At 67.6% G+C, this 16,810-nt stretch carries 14 protein-coding genes; 6 read left to right on the top strand and 8 right to left on the bottom strand.

From position 1 onward, the window contains the following. The first annotated feature begins 15 nt into the window (after nt 1–15). The 3 genes from ACVOKU_RS13950 to ACVOKU_RS13940 all read left to right on the top strand — a co-directional run bounded on the left by ACVOKU_RS13950 (nt 16) and on the right by ACVOKU_RS13940 (nt 2,642). The gene (locus ACVOKU_RS13950) at nt 16–612 is read left to right on the top strand and encodes an IMPACT family protein (RefSeq protein ID WP_053519787.1); all 597 of its coding nucleotides are present in this window, start codon (nt 16–18) and stop codon (nt 610–612) included. Continuing rightward, nucleotides 605–2,377 carry an ABC transporter transmembrane domain-containing protein gene (locus ACVOKU_RS13945; RefSeq protein ID WP_459061899.1) on the top strand — a complete coding sequence of 591 codons (1,773 nt, stop codon included), beginning with the start codon at nt 605–607 and terminating at the stop codon, nt 2,375–2,377. Before ACVOKU_RS13950 ends, ACVOKU_RS13945 begins: the two co-directional genes overlap by 8 nt. A gap of 70 nt (nt 2,378–2,447) precedes the next feature. Beyond that, the gene (locus ACVOKU_RS13940) at nt 2,448–2,642 is read left to right on the top strand and encodes a hypothetical protein (RefSeq protein ID WP_053519789.1); all 195 of its coding nucleotides are present in this window, start codon (nt 2,448–2,450) and stop codon (nt 2,640–2,642) included. Between the two features lie 265 nt (nt 2,643–2,907). Here the strand turns inward: ACVOKU_RS13940 and ACVOKU_RS13935 are convergent, their stop codons facing one another. The 3 genes from ACVOKU_RS13935 to ACVOKU_RS13925 all read right to left on the bottom strand — a co-directional run bounded on the left by ACVOKU_RS13935 (nt 2,908) and on the right by ACVOKU_RS13925 (nt 6,698). Then, nucleotides 2,908–4,032 carry a prephenate dehydrogenase gene (locus tag ACVOKU_RS13935; protein WP_481560214.1) on the bottom strand — a complete coding sequence of 375 codons (1,125 nt, stop codon included), beginning with the start codon at nt 4,030–4,032 and terminating at the stop codon, nt 2,908–2,910. Beyond that, on the bottom strand, nt 4,029–4,937 hold the full coding sequence (gene pdxY, locus ACVOKU_RS13930) for a pyridoxal kinase (RefSeq protein WP_279942826.1): 909 nt from the start codon (nt 4,935–4,937) through the stop codon (nt 4,029–4,031). The genes ACVOKU_RS13935 and pdxY overlap by 4 nt, the downstream gene beginning before the upstream one ends. Before the next feature lie 561 nt (nt 4,938–5,498). Continuing rightward, nucleotides 5,499–6,698, bottom strand: coding sequence for an MFS transporter (locus ACVOKU_RS13925; protein ID WP_481560213.1), 1,200 nt, complete (start codon nt 6,696–6,698; stop codon nt 5,499–5,501). A gap of 72 nt (nt 6,699–6,770) precedes the next feature. Between ACVOKU_RS13925 and ACVOKU_RS13920 the strand changes: the two genes are divergently transcribed. Next, the gene (locus ACVOKU_RS13920; RefSeq protein ID WP_481560212.1) at nt 6,771–7,568 is read left to right on the top strand and encodes an AraC family transcriptional regulator; all 798 of its coding nucleotides are present in this window, start codon (nt 6,771–6,773) and stop codon (nt 7,566–7,568) included. 61 nt (nt 7,569–7,629) lie between these two features. Here the strand turns inward: ACVOKU_RS13920 and dnaJ are convergent, their stop codons facing one another. The 4 genes from dnaJ to hrcA form a co-directional block, all read right to left on the bottom strand. Further along, nucleotides 7,630–8,754 carry a molecular chaperone DnaJ gene (gene dnaJ / locus ACVOKU_RS13915; protein ID WP_053519713.1) on the bottom strand — a complete coding sequence of 375 codons (1,125 nt, stop codon included), beginning with the start codon at nt 8,752–8,754 and terminating at the stop codon, nt 7,630–7,632. Between the two features lie 153 nt (nt 8,755–8,907). Beyond that, complete coding sequence (gene dnaK / locus ACVOKU_RS13910) at nt 8,908–10,830, bottom strand: molecular chaperone DnaK (protein ID WP_053519712.1); 1,923 nt, start codon at nt 10,828–10,830, stop codon at nt 8,908–8,910. A gap of 215 nt (nt 10,831–11,045) precedes the next feature. Beyond that, nucleotides 11,046–11,561 (bottom strand): nucleotide exchange factor GrpE, encoded by a 516-nt coding sequence (grpE, locus tag ACVOKU_RS13905; RefSeq protein ID WP_053519711.1) that lies wholly within the window; start codon nt 11,559–11,561, stop codon nt 11,046–11,048. 63 nt (nt 11,562–11,624) lie between these two features. Next, entirely contained in the window at nt 11,625–12,689 is a 1,065-nt protein-coding gene (gene hrcA / locus ACVOKU_RS13900) for a heat-inducible transcriptional repressor HrcA (RefSeq protein ID WP_053519710.1), read from the bottom strand. A gap of 114 nt (nt 12,690–12,803) precedes the next feature. Here hrcA and recN point away from each other — a divergent pair, with 114 nt between their 5' ends. Next, nucleotides 12,804–14,465 (top strand): DNA repair protein RecN, encoded by a 1,662-nt coding sequence (recN, locus tag ACVOKU_RS13895; RefSeq protein ID WP_053519709.1) that lies wholly within the window; start codon nt 12,804–12,806, stop codon nt 14,463–14,465. Between the two features lie 43 nt (nt 14,466–14,508). Here recN and ACVOKU_RS13890 read toward each other — a convergent pair whose 3' ends face one another. After that, complete coding sequence (locus tag ACVOKU_RS13890) at nt 14,509–15,426, bottom strand: LysR family transcriptional regulator (protein ID WP_481560211.1); 918 nt, start codon at nt 15,424–15,426, stop codon at nt 14,509–14,511. Between the two features lie 97 nt (nt 15,427–15,523). On the opposite strand from ACVOKU_RS13890, the gene ACVOKU_RS13885 reads away from it, so the two are divergent. Next, nucleotides 15,524–16,777: an SGNH/GDSL hydrolase family protein gene (locus ACVOKU_RS13885; RefSeq protein WP_481560210.1), complete on the top strand. Its 1,254-nt coding sequence runs from the start codon at nt 15,524–15,526 to the stop codon at nt 16,775–16,777. Nucleotides 16,778–16,810 lie beyond the last annotated feature (33 nt).

The raw sequence follows: 16,810 nt of genomic DNA, 5'->3' as shown, positions 1-16,810 counted from the left end.
CGTAGAATGAAGGGAATGCCCGATACCCTCGCCCAGCCCGTCAGCCACACGCTGGAAGTCAAGCACAGCCGCTTCATCGCCCATGCCGCGCCCATCGATGGCGCGGCGGCGGCGATGTCGTTCCTGCAGCGGGTGATGGTGGCCGACGCCACGCACAACTGCTGGGCCTACCGGCATGGACAGGAGTATCGCTCCAGCGATGATGGCGAGCCGGCGGGGACTGCCGGCCGGCCGATCCTGGCCGCCATCGATGGCCAGGGCTTCGACCGGGTCATGGTGGTGGTGATCCGCTGGTACGGGGGTATCAAGCTCGGCGCCGGCGGTCTGGTCCGCGCCTACGGCGGTACCGCCGCCGAGTGTCTGCGCACGGCACCGCGGCTGCCGCTGGTGGCGATGGCACGGCTGCAGCTGCTGGCCGGCTTCGAGGACCTGGGTACCCTGCATGCGGCCCTGCCCGCGTTCTCCGCCGAGAAGCAGGATGAACAGTTCGACGCTGAAGGCGTGCGCCTGCGGATCGAATTACCCGCCGACCAGGCCGACGCATTGAAAATCCGCCTGCGAGACGCCACCCGTGACCGTATCCGTATCCGAGACGACGACCAGGATGACTGACAAGGACGACGCGGCCGCCGCGACCCCGCCATTGCGCCGCCTCGGCAGCCTGCGAACGCTGTGGCCGTTCGTGCGCCGGCACAGTGGCCTGTTCGCCGCCTGGCTGCTGGCGCTGGCCGTCTCCTCGGCCGCCACCCTCAGCCTGCCTCCGGCCGTCAAGCAGATGATCGACCACGGCTTCAGCAGCGGCGGCCAGATCAACCGGGCGTTTGCCCTGCTGATGCTGGTGGCGGTAGTGCTGGCGATCGCCACCTCCGCACGCTTCTACTTCGTGTCGCTGCTCGGCGAGAAGGTAGTGGCCGACCTGCGCAGCCGTCTGTACGGGCACCTGATCCAGTTGGGTGCCGGTTTCCATGACCGCAGCCGCAGCGGCGAACTGGTCTCGCGCCTGACCGCCGACAGCGAGCTGCTGCGCAGCGTGGTGGGCTCGACCATGTCAGTCGCATTGCGCAGCAGCGTGACGGTGGTCGGCAGCCTGGCCATGCTGTTCGTGACCAGTCCACGCCTGGCGGCGTGGTCGCTGCTCGGCATCCCGCTGGCGGTGCTGCCCATCATCATCGGCGCACGCAAGCTGCGCACCGTCGCGCGCAGCAGCCAGGACCGCATCGCCGACGCCAACAGCCTGGCCAGCGAGACCCTCGGGGCCGTCCGCACCGTGCAGGCACATGCGCGCGAGCCTTACGAGCGCGGCCGCTTCGACCTGGCGCTGGGCGATGCGATCCGGGCCGCACGCCGGCGCATCGGCGCACAGTCGCTGGTCACCGCCAGTGCCATCCTGCTGATCTTCGGTGCCATTGTCGGCGTGCTGTGGCTGGGCGCCCACGATGTCATCGAGGGCCGCCTCAGTGCCGGCACCCTGGGCCAGTTCGTGCTGTATGCGCTGATCGGCGGTGGTTCGGTGGGCGCTCTGGCCGAAGTCTGGAACGAGCTCCAGCGCGCTGCCGGTGGCATGGGCCGGATCGGCGAACTGCTGCAAGAGGATGTCGAGATCCGCGCGCCCGCGCATCCACGCGCGCTGCCGCAGCCGCTGCAAGGCGAGATCCAGTTCGATGACGTGGTGTTCCACTACCCGCAGCGACCGGACCAGGCCGCGCTCGACCACTTCAGCCTGCATGTGCGCCCCGGCGAGACCGTGGCCCTGGTCGGCCCCTCGGGTGCCGGCAAGAGCACGGTGCTGTCGATGCTGCTGCGCTTCCATGACCCGGCCACCGGCCGCATCTGCGTGGACGGCATCGATGTGCGCGAGGTCGATCCCGCCGACCTGCGCGCCCAGCTGGCCCTGGTGCCGCAGCAACCGACGCTGTTCGCCGCCAGCGCCCGCGACAACATCCGCTACGGCCGCCTGCAGGCCAGCGATGCCGAAGTCGAGGAAGCGGCGCGTGCCGCTGAGGCCGATGGCTTCCTGCGTGCGTTGCCGCAGGGCTATGACAGTGAGCTGGGCGAACGCGGCGCGCGCCTGTCCGGCGGGCAGCAGCAGCGCGTGGCGATCGCCCGCGCGCTGCTGAAGGATGCGCCGATCCTGCTGCTGGACGAAGCCACCAGCGCGCTCGACGCGCAGAGCGAGTACGGTGTGCAGCAGGCGCTGGAGCGCCTGATGGCGGGCCGCACCACGCTGGTCATCGCACACCGTCTGGCAACCGTGCTCAAGGCAGACCGCATCGTGGTCATGGACCAGGGGCGCATCGTCGCCGAAGGCACGCACGCACAGTTGTTGGCTGAAGGGGGTCTGTACGCGGAGCTGGCGCGACTTCAGTTCATCGATTGATGACGGTCGGCTAACACCTCTGGCGCCAAGCTGGCCGCGCAGAAGCAGCATCCGCTGAAGGAGGTGGACGATGTCGTTCCGTCAGTTTCCCGCAGTCGACAGCAATGGCGAGAGCCATATCATCATCGAGTTCAAGCCCGAGGCCAATGGCAGCGGGCATCATTCCGAAGCCACCCCGCGTTACGAGCTCGACGACGGGCGTCATCTGGTGCGCAATGGCCGCGAGTTCAGCACCAGTGGCGGTGAGTTAAGGCTGACGATCTGAAGTTCGCCGGGCATGGCCCGGCGCTACCGGATTTCATTCCGCCCTGCTCTGGTGGGTGTCGACCTTGGTCGACATGCCTTTTGCCTCTGGTAGGTGTCGACCTTGGTCGACACGCTTTTTGCCAAAGGCGGTCGAACATGGCTCGACCCTACGAAAAAGCGTGGTCAATTTTTCACCAAGCATCTTGACAGCCTTGGCTGCCAAGGGTTGCGCGCGGTTATCCACACCTTTGCTCAGAAACCATCCACACTGCCTGTGGATGAATTCAGCCCAGCACCCGTCCGATGCCGCTGGCGTCCACCTCGGCCGCCGCCCGGGTGATCGCCGCCGGATCACTGCCGGCGACGAAGCCGATGCGGAAATGCACTTCCCCGCCCGGCGTGCGCGAGGAATGGATGGAAGCCAGGCTGATGCCGTGCTGCTCGAAGATGTTCAGCAGTTCACGCAGTGAGCCCGGGCGATCTTCCGGCAGGTGGACCGACACGGCGTTGCGCTCGGTCAGATCGGCCAGCAGGTAGCCCACCCGCTCGAAGGTATAGTTTCCCGAGGCCAGTGCAGGCGCGCCGAAGGCGGCCTGGTTCGCCGCCAGCATCTGCTCGCGGAACGCACCGCGCGCCATGTCGTCGCCTTGGTCCACCTGGGCCTGCAGCACGCGCAGCTGGCCGACCAGGCGTTCCAGCATCGGCGCGACATGCGGATTGCCGAACTGGATGTCCTCATAGATTGCCGGATTCAGCGAGAGGATGCGCGAGATGATCGCGGTATCCAGTTCGAACGACGCCGAGCGATAGGGAAGCATCGCTTCCAGTGTCCCCAGTTGCGGCTGATATTCCCGCAGCACGCCGGCCTGGGCCAGATGCGTGGCATGCACCATCGCCTGCACCAGCGCCATCATCTGGTCATGGTGCTGTGGCGTGGCGCGCACGCACTCGGCCTGCAGCGCCACGCACAGCGCATCCAGCCAGGGCTGCCAGCGCTGCAGTCGCGCTTCGCAGACCACCATCACCCTGCCCTTCAACGTGGGGGCCTTCGGCGGCGCGGTCATCGGGTGCAGGCCGACCACTTCGGCCTGTGAGGCAAGCATCGCCTGTACCGGCGCGTCCTTGACCGAGGTGACATCGAGCCACAGGCGCCCCCGTTCACGACCCGCCGAGCGGCGTACGTATTCGGCGATCAGTTCCGGCGTATGCCGGATGGGTGCGGAGAACACCAGTACATCGGCCTCGGCCAGCAACTGCTCCGGTGTATGCGAAGCAGCATCGGCCGGATCGTGGCCGATCACCTGCAGTCGCATCTGCTGCTCGAAGAAGCGGCCCAGCCAGCGCCCGTAGGCGCCGGCACTGCCGACGATGCCGATCGTGCGCGGCGCAAAGTGCTGCACTGCCGTCATGCCACGCGTTCAGCGCGGAAGCGCGTGCCTTCGGCCAGCGCGGCGGGCGCCGCGGCAATCACGTCGAACTCCTCGAAGCCATTGGCCAGCGTGGCCTCCAGGGCGGCATGGGTACCCGCGATGGCACGCGAGATCGCCTGCTGCATCGACTCTCCCCGCAGCAGGAACGACACCACCAGCGACATCAGTACGTCGCCGGTCCCGGCCACGTCCACCGGCAGCAGCGGCGAGGTCCAACGCCAGGTCTCGTCGCGTCCCACCGCCAGCGTCACCAGCTCGCCCGGCGTGCCACCCACGCTGTGCGCGATCACCCAGTGCGGACCACGCGCCAGCAGCGTACGCGCGGCGGCGATGGCGTCGGCCTCGGCCAGTGCCGGCATGCCGGTCAGACGGGCCAGCTCGAATGCATTCGGGGTGACCAGCCAGGCATGCGGCAGCAGCCGTTCGGCGAAGATCGCTTCCAGTCCCGGTTCCACGTAGGGGCCAGTGTGTGTGTCACCGATCACCGGATCCAGGCAGTAACGCAGCTGCGGGCAGGCCGGCAGGATGTCGTCCAGCCAATCGGCGAAGGTGGCACCGTTGGCCGTGCTGCCAAAGTAGCCGGAGACGAGCATCTTCGCCCGCTGCGGCAGGCCGCGCTCGTGGGTGCCCAGCAACAGATCGGCGAACCAGTCGGCGGGCAGCACGCGACCGCGGGTGGTTTCGTAGAACGGCGCGTTGCTGAGCAGCACGGTCGGAATTTCAGCTACGCGCACGCCGAGCGCGCGCATCGGCGGTACGGCGGCGCTGTTGCCGGCATGGCCGTAGACCAGTTGCGACTGGACCGAGATGACATCGATCGGCGACGGGCCGTCGGGCCGCTGGCGGCGACCGTGGACCAGGTGGTTGTCAAGGGATTCGCTCATGGCCGCATTCTACGCCCAAGGGGGTTTTCGGCAGGGCTTGCAGCCCTGCACCTGCTCAATGCAACGGCAACGGCCGAAGCCAAAGCCAAAGCCAAAGCGGCATTCCGTGGGGTGGCGGGGCGGTGTGGCTGGTCAGGACACGCCGTAAACCCATCCATGGGGGCTCGATGGCGCCATCCATGGCGCCAACGGTCCTGACCACCCACACCGCCCCACCTTCGACAGGTTCACGCGGCTGTTGGTAGGTGTCGACCTTGGTCGACACATCTGTCAGATATCGAATGAATTCATCCACGCATGGCGTGGATCTACCGTGTCGACCAAGGTCGACACCTACCAGAGCAGAGTGCTGTTCCGACAGATCGCGGAAAACCGTCGAAGGCGGGGTGGGTCCGGTTGCGGGGGCGTGAGCCGCATGGATGCGGCGACCGAGCTTACATGGACGTACTTGCAGCGTCCCCCGCAACCGGACCCACCCCGCCAATCCACGGATAGCGCGCTTCGGTTGTTGCCGTTGCCTCTGCAGGTGCAGGGCTGCAAGCCCTGCAAACCCACCCTCCCTCAGTGAGCAGCAGGCCGCGACGGCGGTAGCCACGCCGCCACGATGCCGAGCAACGGCAGGAACGCGGTCAGCTGGTAGACGTACTCAATGCTGGTCCTGTCCGCCAGCAGGCCGAGCACGGCAGCACCCAGTCCACCCATGCCGAAGGCGAAGCCGAAGAACAGGCCGGACACCATGCCGATGCGGTGCGGCATCATCTCCTGCGCATAGACCACGATGGCAGAGAAGGCAGACGACAACACGAAACCGATCAGCACTGCCAGCACCGTGGTCCACAGCAGATTCGCATGCGGCAACGCCAGTGCGAACGGCGCCACACCCAGGATCGAGGTCCAGATGATCGGCTTGCGGCCGATGCGATCGCCCAGCGGTCCGCCCAGGAAGCCACCCGCCGCCGAAGCCACCAGGAACGCGAACAGGTGCAGCTGCGCCTGCGCCACCGGAATGCCGAAATGGTGGATCAGGTAGAAGGTGAAGTAGCTGCCGATGCTCGCCATGTAGAAGTACTTGCTGAAGATCAGCACCAGCAGGATCGCCAGCACCTTGGCCACGGTGCGCGGAGGATGCCGCGACGCCACCGCCGCCACGCCCGCCGGGCGGGGTGCGCCCAGGTGCAGCGCATACCAGCGGCTCACATAGGTCAGCAGGGCGATGCCGACCAGCGCAGCACCGGCAAACCATGAGGCCGCATGCTGGCCGTACGGCACGATCACGGCGGCGGCAATCAGCGGCCCCAGCGCGGTGCCGAAGTTGCCGCCGACCTGGAACACCGACTGTGCGAAGCCATGGCGGCCGCCGGACGCCAGCCGTGCGATGCGCGACGCTTCCGGGTGGAAGATCGCCGATCCGATGCCGACCAGCGCGGCGGCCATCAGGACCACCGCATAGTTCGGCGCGAAGCCGAGCAGCAGCATCCCGCACAGCGTCGAGGCCATGCCGATCGGCAACGAGTACGGCGCTGGATGGCGGTCGGTATGCATCCCCACCAGCGGTTGGAAGATCGACGCGGTGAGCTGGTAAGTCAGCGTGATCAGGCCGATCTGGGTGAAGCTGAGATTGAAGCCACCCTTGATGACCGGATAGATCGCCAGGATCAACGACTGCATCATGTCGTTGACGACATGCGAGGTTGAGATGGCGGCCAGTACGCCGGGCGCCACCGGGCCGGAGGTCGTTGCAGGGGAAGCCAGAGTCGACATGGACGCAGTCAGATTGGGGGCGAGCCCCGCATGCTACGGTTGACTTCCCTTCCCTTCTGCCGCGTTCGGGTCATGGCCTATCGCAAAAAGGACATCGGCGGCGATGTCGACCCGGCTGCGCCGTGGCGCGATGTGCCGCTGCATCGCCCGGTCACCTACCGGGTTACCCAGTACCCGGCCGGCACCCGTATCGCAGGCCACAAGCACCAGCGCCACCAGCTGGTCTATGCCATCTCCGGGCTGATGGTGGTGCGCTCGGAAGTCGGTCGCTGGGTCGTGCCCTCCACCCGTGCGATCTGGATGCCGGCCGGCATGGTGCACGCGGTGGACTGCATTGCCGCCGTGCACATGCGCAGCCTGTACATCGACCCATCATTCGCCCCGCAACTGCCGGCCGAACCGTTCGCGGTACAGGTGGCACCGCTGCTGCGCGAACTGCTGCAGGCAGCCACCCTGATCAAGGGCGAGCACATCGAAGACAGCCGCGATGGCCGCGTGGTGCGCCTTCTGCTGGACGAGCTGCATCGCATGGACGTATTGCCGCTGCACCTGCCCGCGCCTACCGATCCGCGCCTGCAGCGGATCTGCCAGCACCTGCAGAAGCACCCCGGCGATGACGCCACGCTGCAGGACTGGGCGCAGTCACTGGAAGTGGATGTGAAAACCATCCAGCGCCACTTCGCCAACGAACTGGGCATGACCTTCGGCCAGTGGCGGCAGCAGGCGCGGCTGCTGGCGGCAATGGAACGGCTGGCGACCGGCGAGAAGGTCATCGATGTCGCACTGGCGATGGGCTACGACAGCCCCAGCGCGTTTACCAGCATGTTCAAGCGCCAGCTGGGGCAGACCCCGGCGGCGTTCTTCCGCTGACCCCATGCACAGAAACGCCGGGCATGGCCCGGCGCTACCGTTCAACGCTTGCGTTGAAAATTCAGGACGTCATCCGGTCCCAGAAGCCCTTCACGCCGTCCATGAAGGTGGCGGACTTCGGCGAGTGCTTGCGCGCTTCCTCACCGACGAAGGTGGCCTCGAACTGCTCCAGCAGCCTGCGCTGGTCGTTGGTCAGGTTGACCGGCGTCTCGACCACCACGCGGCAATACAGATCGCCCTCGCTGCGGCTGCGCACCGAACGCACGCCCTTGCCGCGCAGGCGGAACAGTTTGCCGGTCTGGGTCTCTGCCGGAATGCGGATCTCCGCTTCGCCGCCCAGCGTCGCCACGCGCACGGTATCGCCGAGCGCCGCCTGCGAGATGCGGATCGGCACTTCACAATGCAGATCGTCGCCATCGCGCTGGAAGATGGGGTGCTCGCGCACGCGCACTTCCACGTACAGGTCGCCCGGCGGCGTGCCGGCCGGCCCCGCTTCGCCCTCGCCAGCCAGGCGGATGCGATCGCCGGTGTCGACGCCCGCCGGCACCTTCACCGACAGCACCTTGTCTTCCTCGACACGGCCATTGCCGTGGCAGGTCTTGCAGGGCTTGGCGATGATCTGGCCGCGGCCGCCGCAGTTGTGGCAGGCCTGCTGCATGGCGAAGATGCCGCGCTGGATGCGCACCTGGCCGCGGCCGTGGCAGACGTTGCAGGTCTCCACCTTGCCGTCTTCCGAGCCACTGCCATCGCAATCGCCGCATTCGGCCAGCGTCGGGATCTCGATGCGGCGCTCGACGCCACGCACCGCTTCTTCCAGGTCCAGCTCCATCACGTAACCGATGTCGGCACCGCGGCGTGCCTGGCGCGGACCGCCGCCGGCACCACCGAAGATGTTGCCGAAGATGTCGCCGAAGATGTCGTTCATGTCCGGGCCGCCCGGACCGCCCCCGCCCATGCCGTGCTCGAAGGCGGCATGGCCGTGGCTGTCATACATCCGGCGCTTGTTGCCGTCGGACAGGACCTCGTAGGCTTCCTTGCACTCCTTGAAGGAGGCTTCGGCAGCCGCATCACCCGGATTTCGGTCCGGATGGAACTTCATCGCGCAACGGCGGTAAGCCTTCTTCAGCTCTTCTTCGTTGGCGGTGCGGGCCACGCCCAGCACTTCGTAGTAATCGCGCTTGCTCATATCGTGAATCGGCTTCCGGAATGTCGGGATTCGTCAAAGCGGAAGAGCGGAACCAGGTCCGCTCTTGCGTCGGGCGCCCCGACGCGCCGGAGGCGGTCAGGACCCTGATGCGACAACGGGACGCTGCCAGGCAGCGTCCCGCGTCGGTCCGGATCAGGACTTCTTGTCGTCCTTGACTTCGGTGAACTCGGCGTCCACCACGTCGTCGTTGCCCTTGCCGGCATTGCCGGCATCGGCGCCCGGGGCACCGCCCTGCTCTGCCGACGCTGCGGCGAACAGCGACTGGCCGGCTTCCTCCAGCACCTTCGACTTGGCTTCGATCTGTGCCTTGTCGTCGCCCTTCATCGCGGTTTCAAGATCGGCCAGAGCCGCTTCAACCTTGCCGATGACATCGCCGCCGACCTTGCTGCCGTGCTCGGTGATGGCGCTGCGGGTGCCGTGGATCAGGGCATCGGCCTGGTTGCGGGCCTGCACCAGCTCCTGGAACTTCTTGTCTTCTTCGCGGTTGGCTTCCGCGTCGGCGACCATGCGCGCGATCTCTTCCTCGGACAGGCCAGAGCCGGCCTTGATCTCGACCTTCTGTTCCTTGTTCGTCTTCTTGTCCTTGGCCGACACATGCAGGATGCCGTTGGCGTCGATGTCGAAGGACACTTCCACCTGCGGCAGGCCACGCGGCGCCGGCTCGATGCCGGACAGGTCGAACTTGGCCAGCGACTTGTTGAAGCGGGCCTGTTCGCGCTCACCCTGCAGCACGTGCACGGTCACGGCCGACTGGTTGTCCTCGGCGGTGGAGAACACCTGCGAGGCCTTGGTCGGGATGGTGGTGTTCTTCTCGATGATCTTGGTGAACACGCCGCCCATGGTTTCGATGCCCAGCGACAGCGGGGTCACGTCCAGCAGCAGCACGTCCTTGACGTCGCCGCCCAGCACGCCACCCTGGATCGCCGCACCCAGTGCCACGGCTTCGTCCGGGTTGACGTCCTTGCGCGGCTCCTTGCCGAAGAACTCGGTCACCGCCTGCTGCACCTTCGGCATGCGGGTCTGGCCGCCGACCAGGATCACTTCGCTGATGTCGCTCGAACGCAGGCCGGCATCGTTCAGGGCGACGCGGCACGGCTCGATCGACTTCTTGATCAGGTCTTCCACCAGCGCTTCCAGCTTGGCGCGGGTCAGCTTGATGTTCAGGTGCTTCGGACCCGACGCGTCAGCGGTGACGTACGGCAGGTTCACTTCGGTCTGCTGGGCGCTGGACAGCTCGATCTTGGCACGCTCGGCAGCGTCCTTCAGGCGCTGCAGAGCCAGCGGATCCTTGCGCAGGTCGATGCCCTGGTCCTTGTTGAACTCTTCCACCAGGTACTCGATGACGCGGTTGTCGAAGTCTTCGCCGCCCAGGAAGGTGTCGCCGTTGGTGGCCAGCACTTCGAACTGCTTCTCGCCGTCGACGTTGGCGATCTCGATCACCGAGACGTCGAAGGTACCGCCGCCCAGGTCGTACACCACGATCTTGCGATCCTTGTTGTCGCCCTTGTCCAGGCCATAGGCCAGCGCGGCCGCGGTCGGCTCGTTGATGATGCGCTTGACGTCCAGGCCCGCGATGCGGCCAGCATCCTTGGTGGCCTGGCGCTGGCTGTCGTTGAAGTAGGCCGGCACGGTGATGACCGCTTCGGTGACCTTCTCACCGAGGAAGTCCTCGGCGGTCTTCTTCATCTTCTCCAGTACCTTGGCCGAGATTTCCTGCGGCGCCATCTTCTTGGCGTCGCTGGTGGCCACCCACGCATCACCATTGTCATGGGCGAGGATGCTGTACGGGACGTGGGCGATGTCCTTCTGCACCTCGGCGTCGGTGAACTTGCGGCCGATCAGGCGCTTCACCGCGTAGAAGGTGTTCTTCGGGTTGGTCACCGCCTGGCGCTTGGCCGAGGCACCGACCAGGACTTCGCCGTCCTTGGTGTAGGCGACGATCGACGGGGTGGTGCGATCGCCTTCCGAATTCTCGATGACGCGGGCCTTGCCGCCGTCCATGATCGCCACGCACGAGTTGGTGGTGCCGAGGTCGATACCAATGATCTTGCCCATGGGGGAGACTCCTGAGAAATGCTGTGTGGATGTCAGTCCGGCCGCTCGGCCGGTGGATGAATGGGATGTGGGGGAGGCTCGTGGAACATTCAAGCCATCTCCCGAACGCTGTGTTCAGCCGTTCAAGGTTCGCCGGGCATGGCCCAGCGCTACCCATCCGGCGAGGCGGGTAGCGCCGGGCCATGCCCGGCGGCCGTCCGCCCGGAGCACAGGGGTCAGTCGGCGGCCACCACCACCAGCGCCGGCCGCAGCAGGCGCTCGTTGAGCAGATAGCCCTTCTGGAACACGGTCACCACGCTGCCCGGGGCGGCGTCCGGGGCCGGCACCTGGCTGATCGCCTGGTGGTGCTCCGGGTTGAACGGCTGGCCGGTCGGGTCAATCAGGACCAGGCCGTTGTCGGCGGCGACCTTCAGCAGCTGCTTGTAGGTCAGCTCCAGGCCCTCGCGCAGCGGGTGCGGGTCGTCGCCGGCGGCCTTCAGGCCGGCATCCAGGCTGTCGAACACGGGCAGCAGTTCGCCCAGCAGCTTCTCGTTGGCGAACTTGCGGGCCTGCTCGATGTCGCGGGCCACGCGCTTGCGCTGGTTCTCCAGGTCGGCGCGCTCACGCAGCGCATCGGCCCTGACCTGCTCGACTTCCGCGCGCAGGCGCTCCACTTCGTCATTGACGCCTGCTGCGGCGGCCGCGTCGGCGGCGCTCTGCTGGGATTCGAAATCTGGATGTTCGTGGTTCATGTCTGGGTCCCTGGCGGTCACTCCCCGCCTCCACCCACCCTAGTGTGGGCGGGATGCTGCGTTTCAAGCGTCCGCGGCACCGGATCCGCGCCCGGTCGGTGAAAAGGCCGCGCCCAGGACGTCGGCGGTGGCCTGTACCAGCGGGATCATGCGGTCGTAGGCCATCCGCTTCGGCCCGATCACCCCCAGCACGCCCAGCACCTGCCCATTGGCCGCATACGGGGCGGTCACCAGCGAAACGCCCTGCAGCGGCATCATCCCGGTCTCTTCGCCGATGAAGATGCGCACGCCCGGGGCCTGGATGGTCCGCTCCAGCAGCTGCAGGATCTCGCGCTTGCTGGAAAACAGCTCGAACAGTTCGCGCAGGCGCTCCAGGTCGGACAGGTCCTGGACCCCCATCAGGCGGGTCTGGCCCGCCACCAGCATGTCGTCGGCCGCGGGCTGCAGGGCCTGCTCGGCCAGTTCGATGCTGTGCGCCAGCAGCTGCTCCAGCTCGGAACGGGCATCGCGCAGCTCCAGCAGCAGGCGCGCCCGGATCTCCGCCAGCGGCAGCCCGGCGAAATGGGCGTTGAGGTAATTGGCGACCTGCTCCAGCTGGCCCGGCGCGAAGTCCTGGCGGGTTTCGATCACCCGGTTCTGGACCTCGTTGTCGGCGAACACCAGGATCGCCAGCACCCGGCGGCCGTCCAGCGCCACGAAATCGATCTGGCGGAAGGCGAACTGCTCGCGCCGCGGCGCGCTGACCACGCCGACGAAGTGGCTCATCGCCGACAGCAGCTCGGAGGCACTGCCGAGCAGGGCCTGGGTGCTGCCGCCACCGGCCAGTTCCTGGCGCAAGCGGGCCAGCTCGCCCTCGCCCGGCGGCTGCATCTGCAGCAGGCTGTCGACAAACACCCGGTAGCCATGCGCGGTCGGGATCCGCCCGGCGGAGGTATGCGGCGACGCCAGCAGGCCCAGGTCCTCCAGGTCGCCGAGGATGTTGCGGATGGTGGCCGGGCTGACTTCCAGCCCGGCCACGCGCGCCAGCGTCTGCGAGCCCACGGGCTCACCATCCTGGATGTGGCGCGCGATCAGCGTGCGCAGCAGATGGCGCGCGCGCGGGGCGAGTTGGTCGGCGGAACCGTGCATGGAATCAACCTGTGAGACACGGAGACTAGATAATGGCGCCGGATCACCTTGGCAAGCCATTGGACCGCCCGCGTGCGCGTGCTAGCGTTGCGCGGCTCAGATACCCCCAGACCCATGCTCAGACACCTATCGATCAAGGATTTCGCCGTCGTCCGCGCTACCGAACTTGAATTCGGGCCTGGCATGACCGTGGTTTCAGGCGAGACCGGCGCCGGCAAGTCGCTGATGGTCGACGCGCTGGGCTTCCTGTCCGGCCTGCGCGCCGACAGCGGCGTGGTCCGCCACGGTGCCGCCCGCGCCGAGCTGTCGGCCGAGTTCGCGCTGGAGCATCTGCAGGCCGCACGCCAGTGGCTGGCCGACAACGAGCTGGACGATGAGGACCAGTGCCAGCTGCGCCGCGTGATCCGCGCTGACGGCGGTTCGCGGGCCTGGATCAACGGCCGCCCGGTCACCCTCGCCCAGCTGGGCGAACTGGCCGCGCTGCTGGTGGAAATCCACGGCCAGCATGAACAGCAGGCCCTGCTGGCGCGTCCTTCCCAGCTGGCCCTGCTTGATGCCTATGCCGGCAACGAGGAAGAGCGCCGTCAGGTCCGCCGCGCCGCAGCCGCCTGGCAGGCACTGGTCGATGAATCCCTGGCGCTGTCGCAACAGGGCGACGTCAGTGACCGTATCGGTTTCCTCGAGCATCAGCTGCGCGAACTGGACCGTGAGGATCTGGAGCCCGAATCGATCCTCGCGCTGGGCGCCAGCCATCGGCGCCAGGCCCATGCCAGCGCGCTGCTGACCGCCTGCCAGGCCGCCAGCAACCAGCTCAACGGCGACGAGGGCAGCTCGGCGCTGGATCAGCTGCAGCAGGTGCGGCACGAACTGGCCCGGCTGATCGAACACGACCCGCGCCTGGGCGAGGTGGACAGCCTGATCGAAAACGCGTCGATCCAGCTGCACGAAGCCCTGTCCCTGCTCGACCGCGTGCACGACGACCTGGATGCCGACCCCGAGCAGTTCGAGGAGAACGAGCGCCGTCTCGGCCGCCTGCACGACCTTGCGCGCAAGCATCGCGTGCCGATGGACGAACTGGGCGCGCAGCGCGAGCGCATGCATGCCGAAGTGGAGCAGCTGCGCGGCGCCGACGAACGGCTGCAGCGCCTGGCCGGCGAGATCGACAAGGCCGCGGCCGCCTGGCGGGTGCAGGCCGAAGCACTGACCGCAAGCCGGCGCAGTGCGGCGGCCGCGCTGTCGACCACCACCACCGGCATCATCGCCGAGCTGGGCATGGGCGGTGGCCAGTTCCTGATCGAGCTGGAACCCCAGGACGGCGGCAAGCCCGACCCGCAGGGCGCCGAACGCGTGGAGTTCCTGGTCGCGGCCAATGCCGGTCAACCACCACGCGCCCTGCGCAAGGTGGCCTCGGGTGGCGAACTGTCGCGCATCTCGCTGGCAATCGAAGTGGCCGCGCTCGACCTGGACGCCGTGCCGACCATGGTGTTCGACGAAGTCGACTCGGGCATCGGTGGCGCGGTGGCCGACATCGTCGGCCAGAAACTGCGCGCCCTTGGCGAGAAGCGCCAGGTGCTGTGCGTGACCCACCTGCCGCAGGTCGCGTCCAAGGGCCATGCCCACTACCGGGTCAGCAAGGCACCGGTGGAAGGCATGACCCAGAGTGCGGTGGAGAAGCTGGACCTCAAGGCACGCGAGGAAGAACTGGCACGCATGCTCGGTGGCGTCGAAGTGAGCAAGGAAGCGCGCGCCGCCGCCCGCAAGCTGCTGCAGGTCTGACGCCGGCGGCGTCGAGCGACGCCCGGTCCGTCCCACCGCAGGTTCACCCCAGCGGCCGCGCCAGATCCACCTTTTCCACCAGGAAATCCAGGAACGCACGCACCCGCAGCGGCAGATAGCCACCCTGCCCCAGGAATACCGCGTGCACCTCTTCCAGATCGCCGGGATTGGCCTCTTCCAGCACCGGCAGCAGCCGCCCGGCCGCTATGTCGTCCCTGACCTGGAACGCGGCCAGCCGGGCCAGCCCGAGCCCTCCCAGCACCAGCTGCCGCAGGGCATCGCCGTTGCTGGCGCGCGCATTGCCGCTGGTGGGCACGCGCAGCACCTGGCCGCCCTGCAGCAGCGGCCACCCCTGCATCGCCCGCGCATGGCCGATGTCCAGCCGGTTGTGCGTCTGCAGGTCGTCGACGTTGCCAGGAAGACCGTGTCGCTGCGCATAGCCGGGTGAGGCCACGATCATCATCCGCGTCGCCCCCAACCGTCGTGCCACCAGGCGGGAACTCTTCAGCGGACCGGCCCGCACGGCCACATCGGTGCGCTGCTCGAGCAGATCGATCACTTCATCGGTCAGGGTCAGGTCCACCCCCACCTGCGGGTGCTGCTGCAGGAACATGGGCAGCAATGGCAGCAGGAAATGCTGTCCGAAGGGCACGTTGGCATTCACCCGCAGCCGCCCGCGCGGTTCGGCATGCGCGCTCGCACAGCGCTCGGCCTCTTCCAGGTCAGCAAGCACGCGCAGCCCGCGCTCATAGAAGGCGCAGCCCTCCGGGGTCAGCTGCAGCTGGCGGGTGGATCGCTGCAGCAGGCGCGTGCCCAGCCGCTGCTCCAGCCGCGCCACCAGCTTGCTGACCGCCGAGGGCGTCATGTCCAGGCTGCGGGCCGCCGCAGAGAATCCGCCGGTTTCGATCACCCTCACGAACACTTCCAGCTCGCCGGAGCGATTGATGTCGGGTCGCGGCATGGCGATGAATCCAGTTCACAGATGATTATCCAGGCGCAGTCTAGTTCACAGAAAGCGGCAGGGACACCATGGCCCCTCCTTCCGACGGACCCTTCCGATGAACCGCCTGAGCACGTTGACCACCGCTGCCCTGCTCACCCTGTCCGCAGCAGCCAGCGCCACGGCCGCCCCTCCCCGGCACTGGGTGGCCAGCTGGCAAGCCAGTCCACAACCGGTTTGGCAGGCAGACTTCCTGTTTCCGACGCTGATCCCCGCAGAGCTGGCCGACCAGACCTTCCGCCAGACCGTCCGCATCAGCCTGGGCGGCTCGCGCCTGCGTGTCCGCTTGAGCAACGCCTACGGGACACAGCCACTGCAGGTGGGCCGGGCCACCCTGGCGGCACATCCGGGCGAGGTGCCGCAGGCGCTGACCTTCGATGGCCAGCCCGGCGTGCTGATCGCGCCTGGCCAGGACCGGCTCAGCGACGCGCTGCCGCTGCCCACGCGCGACCTGCAGTCGCTGCAGGTCAGCATCCATCTGCCACAGCCCACGCCGCTGCGGACGTTCCACTGGGAGGGCCGGCAGACCAGTTGGATCGCACCGGGTGACCAGAGCCTGGCCGCGGACCTGGACGGTGCCCGCGGCACCACGGCCCGCCTGCTGCTGTCCGGCATCGACGTCGAAACCGCAGCCCGCGCGCGCAGCGTGGTGGTGATCGGCGACTCGATCACCGATGGCGCAACGGCCAGCCTCGACCAGGACCAGCGCTGGACCGACCATCTCGCCGCACGGCTGGCACCGCAGGGAATCGCAGTGGTCAACGCTGGCATCTCCGGCGGACGCCTGCTGCGCGACGGCATGGGAGAATCCGCGCTGGCCCGCTTCCCGCGCGATGTCCTCGACCAGCCCGGTGTCGCCAGTGTGATCGTGCTGATCGGCATCAACGACATCAGCTGGCCGGGCACAGCGTTCGCGCGCGGCCAGGCCCGGCCCGGGCTCGCCGAACTGCAGGCCGGCTATCGCAGCCTGGCCGGACAGGCCCATCGCCATGGACTGCGCATTGTCGGCGCAACCCTGCCGCCGTTCGCCGGTGCCCTGCCCGGCACCCCGCTGGACGACTACTACCAGCCGGACAAGGACGCACTGCGCCAGCAGCTCAATGCCTGGCTGCGGCAGGACAGCCCATTCGATGCGGTGATCGACCTGGATGCAGTGCTGCGCGACCCCGCCGATCCCTCACGGATGGCCGCCGCCTACGATTCAGGCGACCATCTGCACCCGGGCGATGCCGGCAACCGGGCCATGGCCGAAGCCGTGGATCTGCGGATGCTGATGCCGCCATCGCACCCGGCGGTCACTCCGCCGCGCTGACGAAAAAACCCCGGGGCCAACCCGGGGTCTCGT

The organism is Stenotrophomonas sp. STEN147 (assembly GCF_056757995.1).
This window is presented reverse-complemented; position numbering and strand designations above follow the sequence as displayed.

Bases quoted from the DNA above. Each gene is read 5' to 3' on its own strand.
- ACVOKU_RS13950 (WP_053519787.1), top strand. From the start codon at position 16: ATGCCCGATACCCTCGCCCAGCCCGTCAGCCACACGCTGGAAGTCAAG.
- ACVOKU_RS13925 (WP_481560213.1), bottom strand. From the start codon at position 6,698: ATGTCGACTCTGGCTTCCCCTGCAACGACCTCCGGCCCGGTGGCGCCC.
- ACVOKU_RS13935 (WP_481560214.1), bottom strand. From the start codon at position 4,032: ATGACGGCAGTGCAGCACTTTGCGCCGCGCACGATCGGCATCGTCGGC.
- pdxY (WP_279942826.1), bottom strand. From the start codon at position 4,937: ATGAGCGAATCCCTTGACAACCACCTGGTCCACGGTCGCCGCCAGCGG.
- ACVOKU_RS13890 (WP_481560211.1), bottom strand. From the start codon at position 15,426: ATGCCGCGACCCGACATCAATCGCTCCGGCGAGCTGGAAGTGTTCGTG.
- hrcA (WP_053519710.1), bottom strand. From the start codon at position 12,689: ATGCACGGTTCCGCCGACCAACTCGCCCCGCGCGCGCGCCATCTGCTG.
- grpE (WP_053519711.1), bottom strand. From the start codon at position 11,561: ATGAACCACGAACATCCAGATTTCGAATCCCAGCAGAGCGCCGCCGAC.
- ACVOKU_RS13885 (WP_481560210.1), top strand. From the start codon at position 15,524: ATGAACCGCCTGAGCACGTTGACCACCGCTGCCCTGCTCACCCTGTCC.
- ACVOKU_RS13920 (WP_481560212.1), top strand. From the start codon at position 6,771: ATGGCCTATCGCAAAAAGGACATCGGCGGCGATGTCGACCCGGCTGCG.
- dnaJ (WP_053519713.1), bottom strand. From the start codon at position 8,754: ATGAGCAAGCGCGATTACTACGAAGTGCTGGGCGTGGCCCGCACCGCC.
- ACVOKU_RS13940 (WP_053519789.1), top strand. From the start codon at position 2,448: ATGTCGTTCCGTCAGTTTCCCGCAGTCGACAGCAATGGCGAGAGCCAT.
- dnaK (WP_053519712.1), bottom strand. From the start codon at position 10,830: ATGGGCAAGATCATTGGTATCGACCTCGGCACCACCAACTCGTGCGTG.
- recN (WP_053519709.1), top strand. From the start codon at position 12,804: ATGCTCAGACACCTATCGATCAAGGATTTCGCCGTCGTCCGCGCTACC.
- ACVOKU_RS13945 (WP_459061899.1), top strand. From the start codon at position 605: ATGACTGACAAGGACGACGCGGCCGCCGCGACCCCGCCATTGCGCCGC.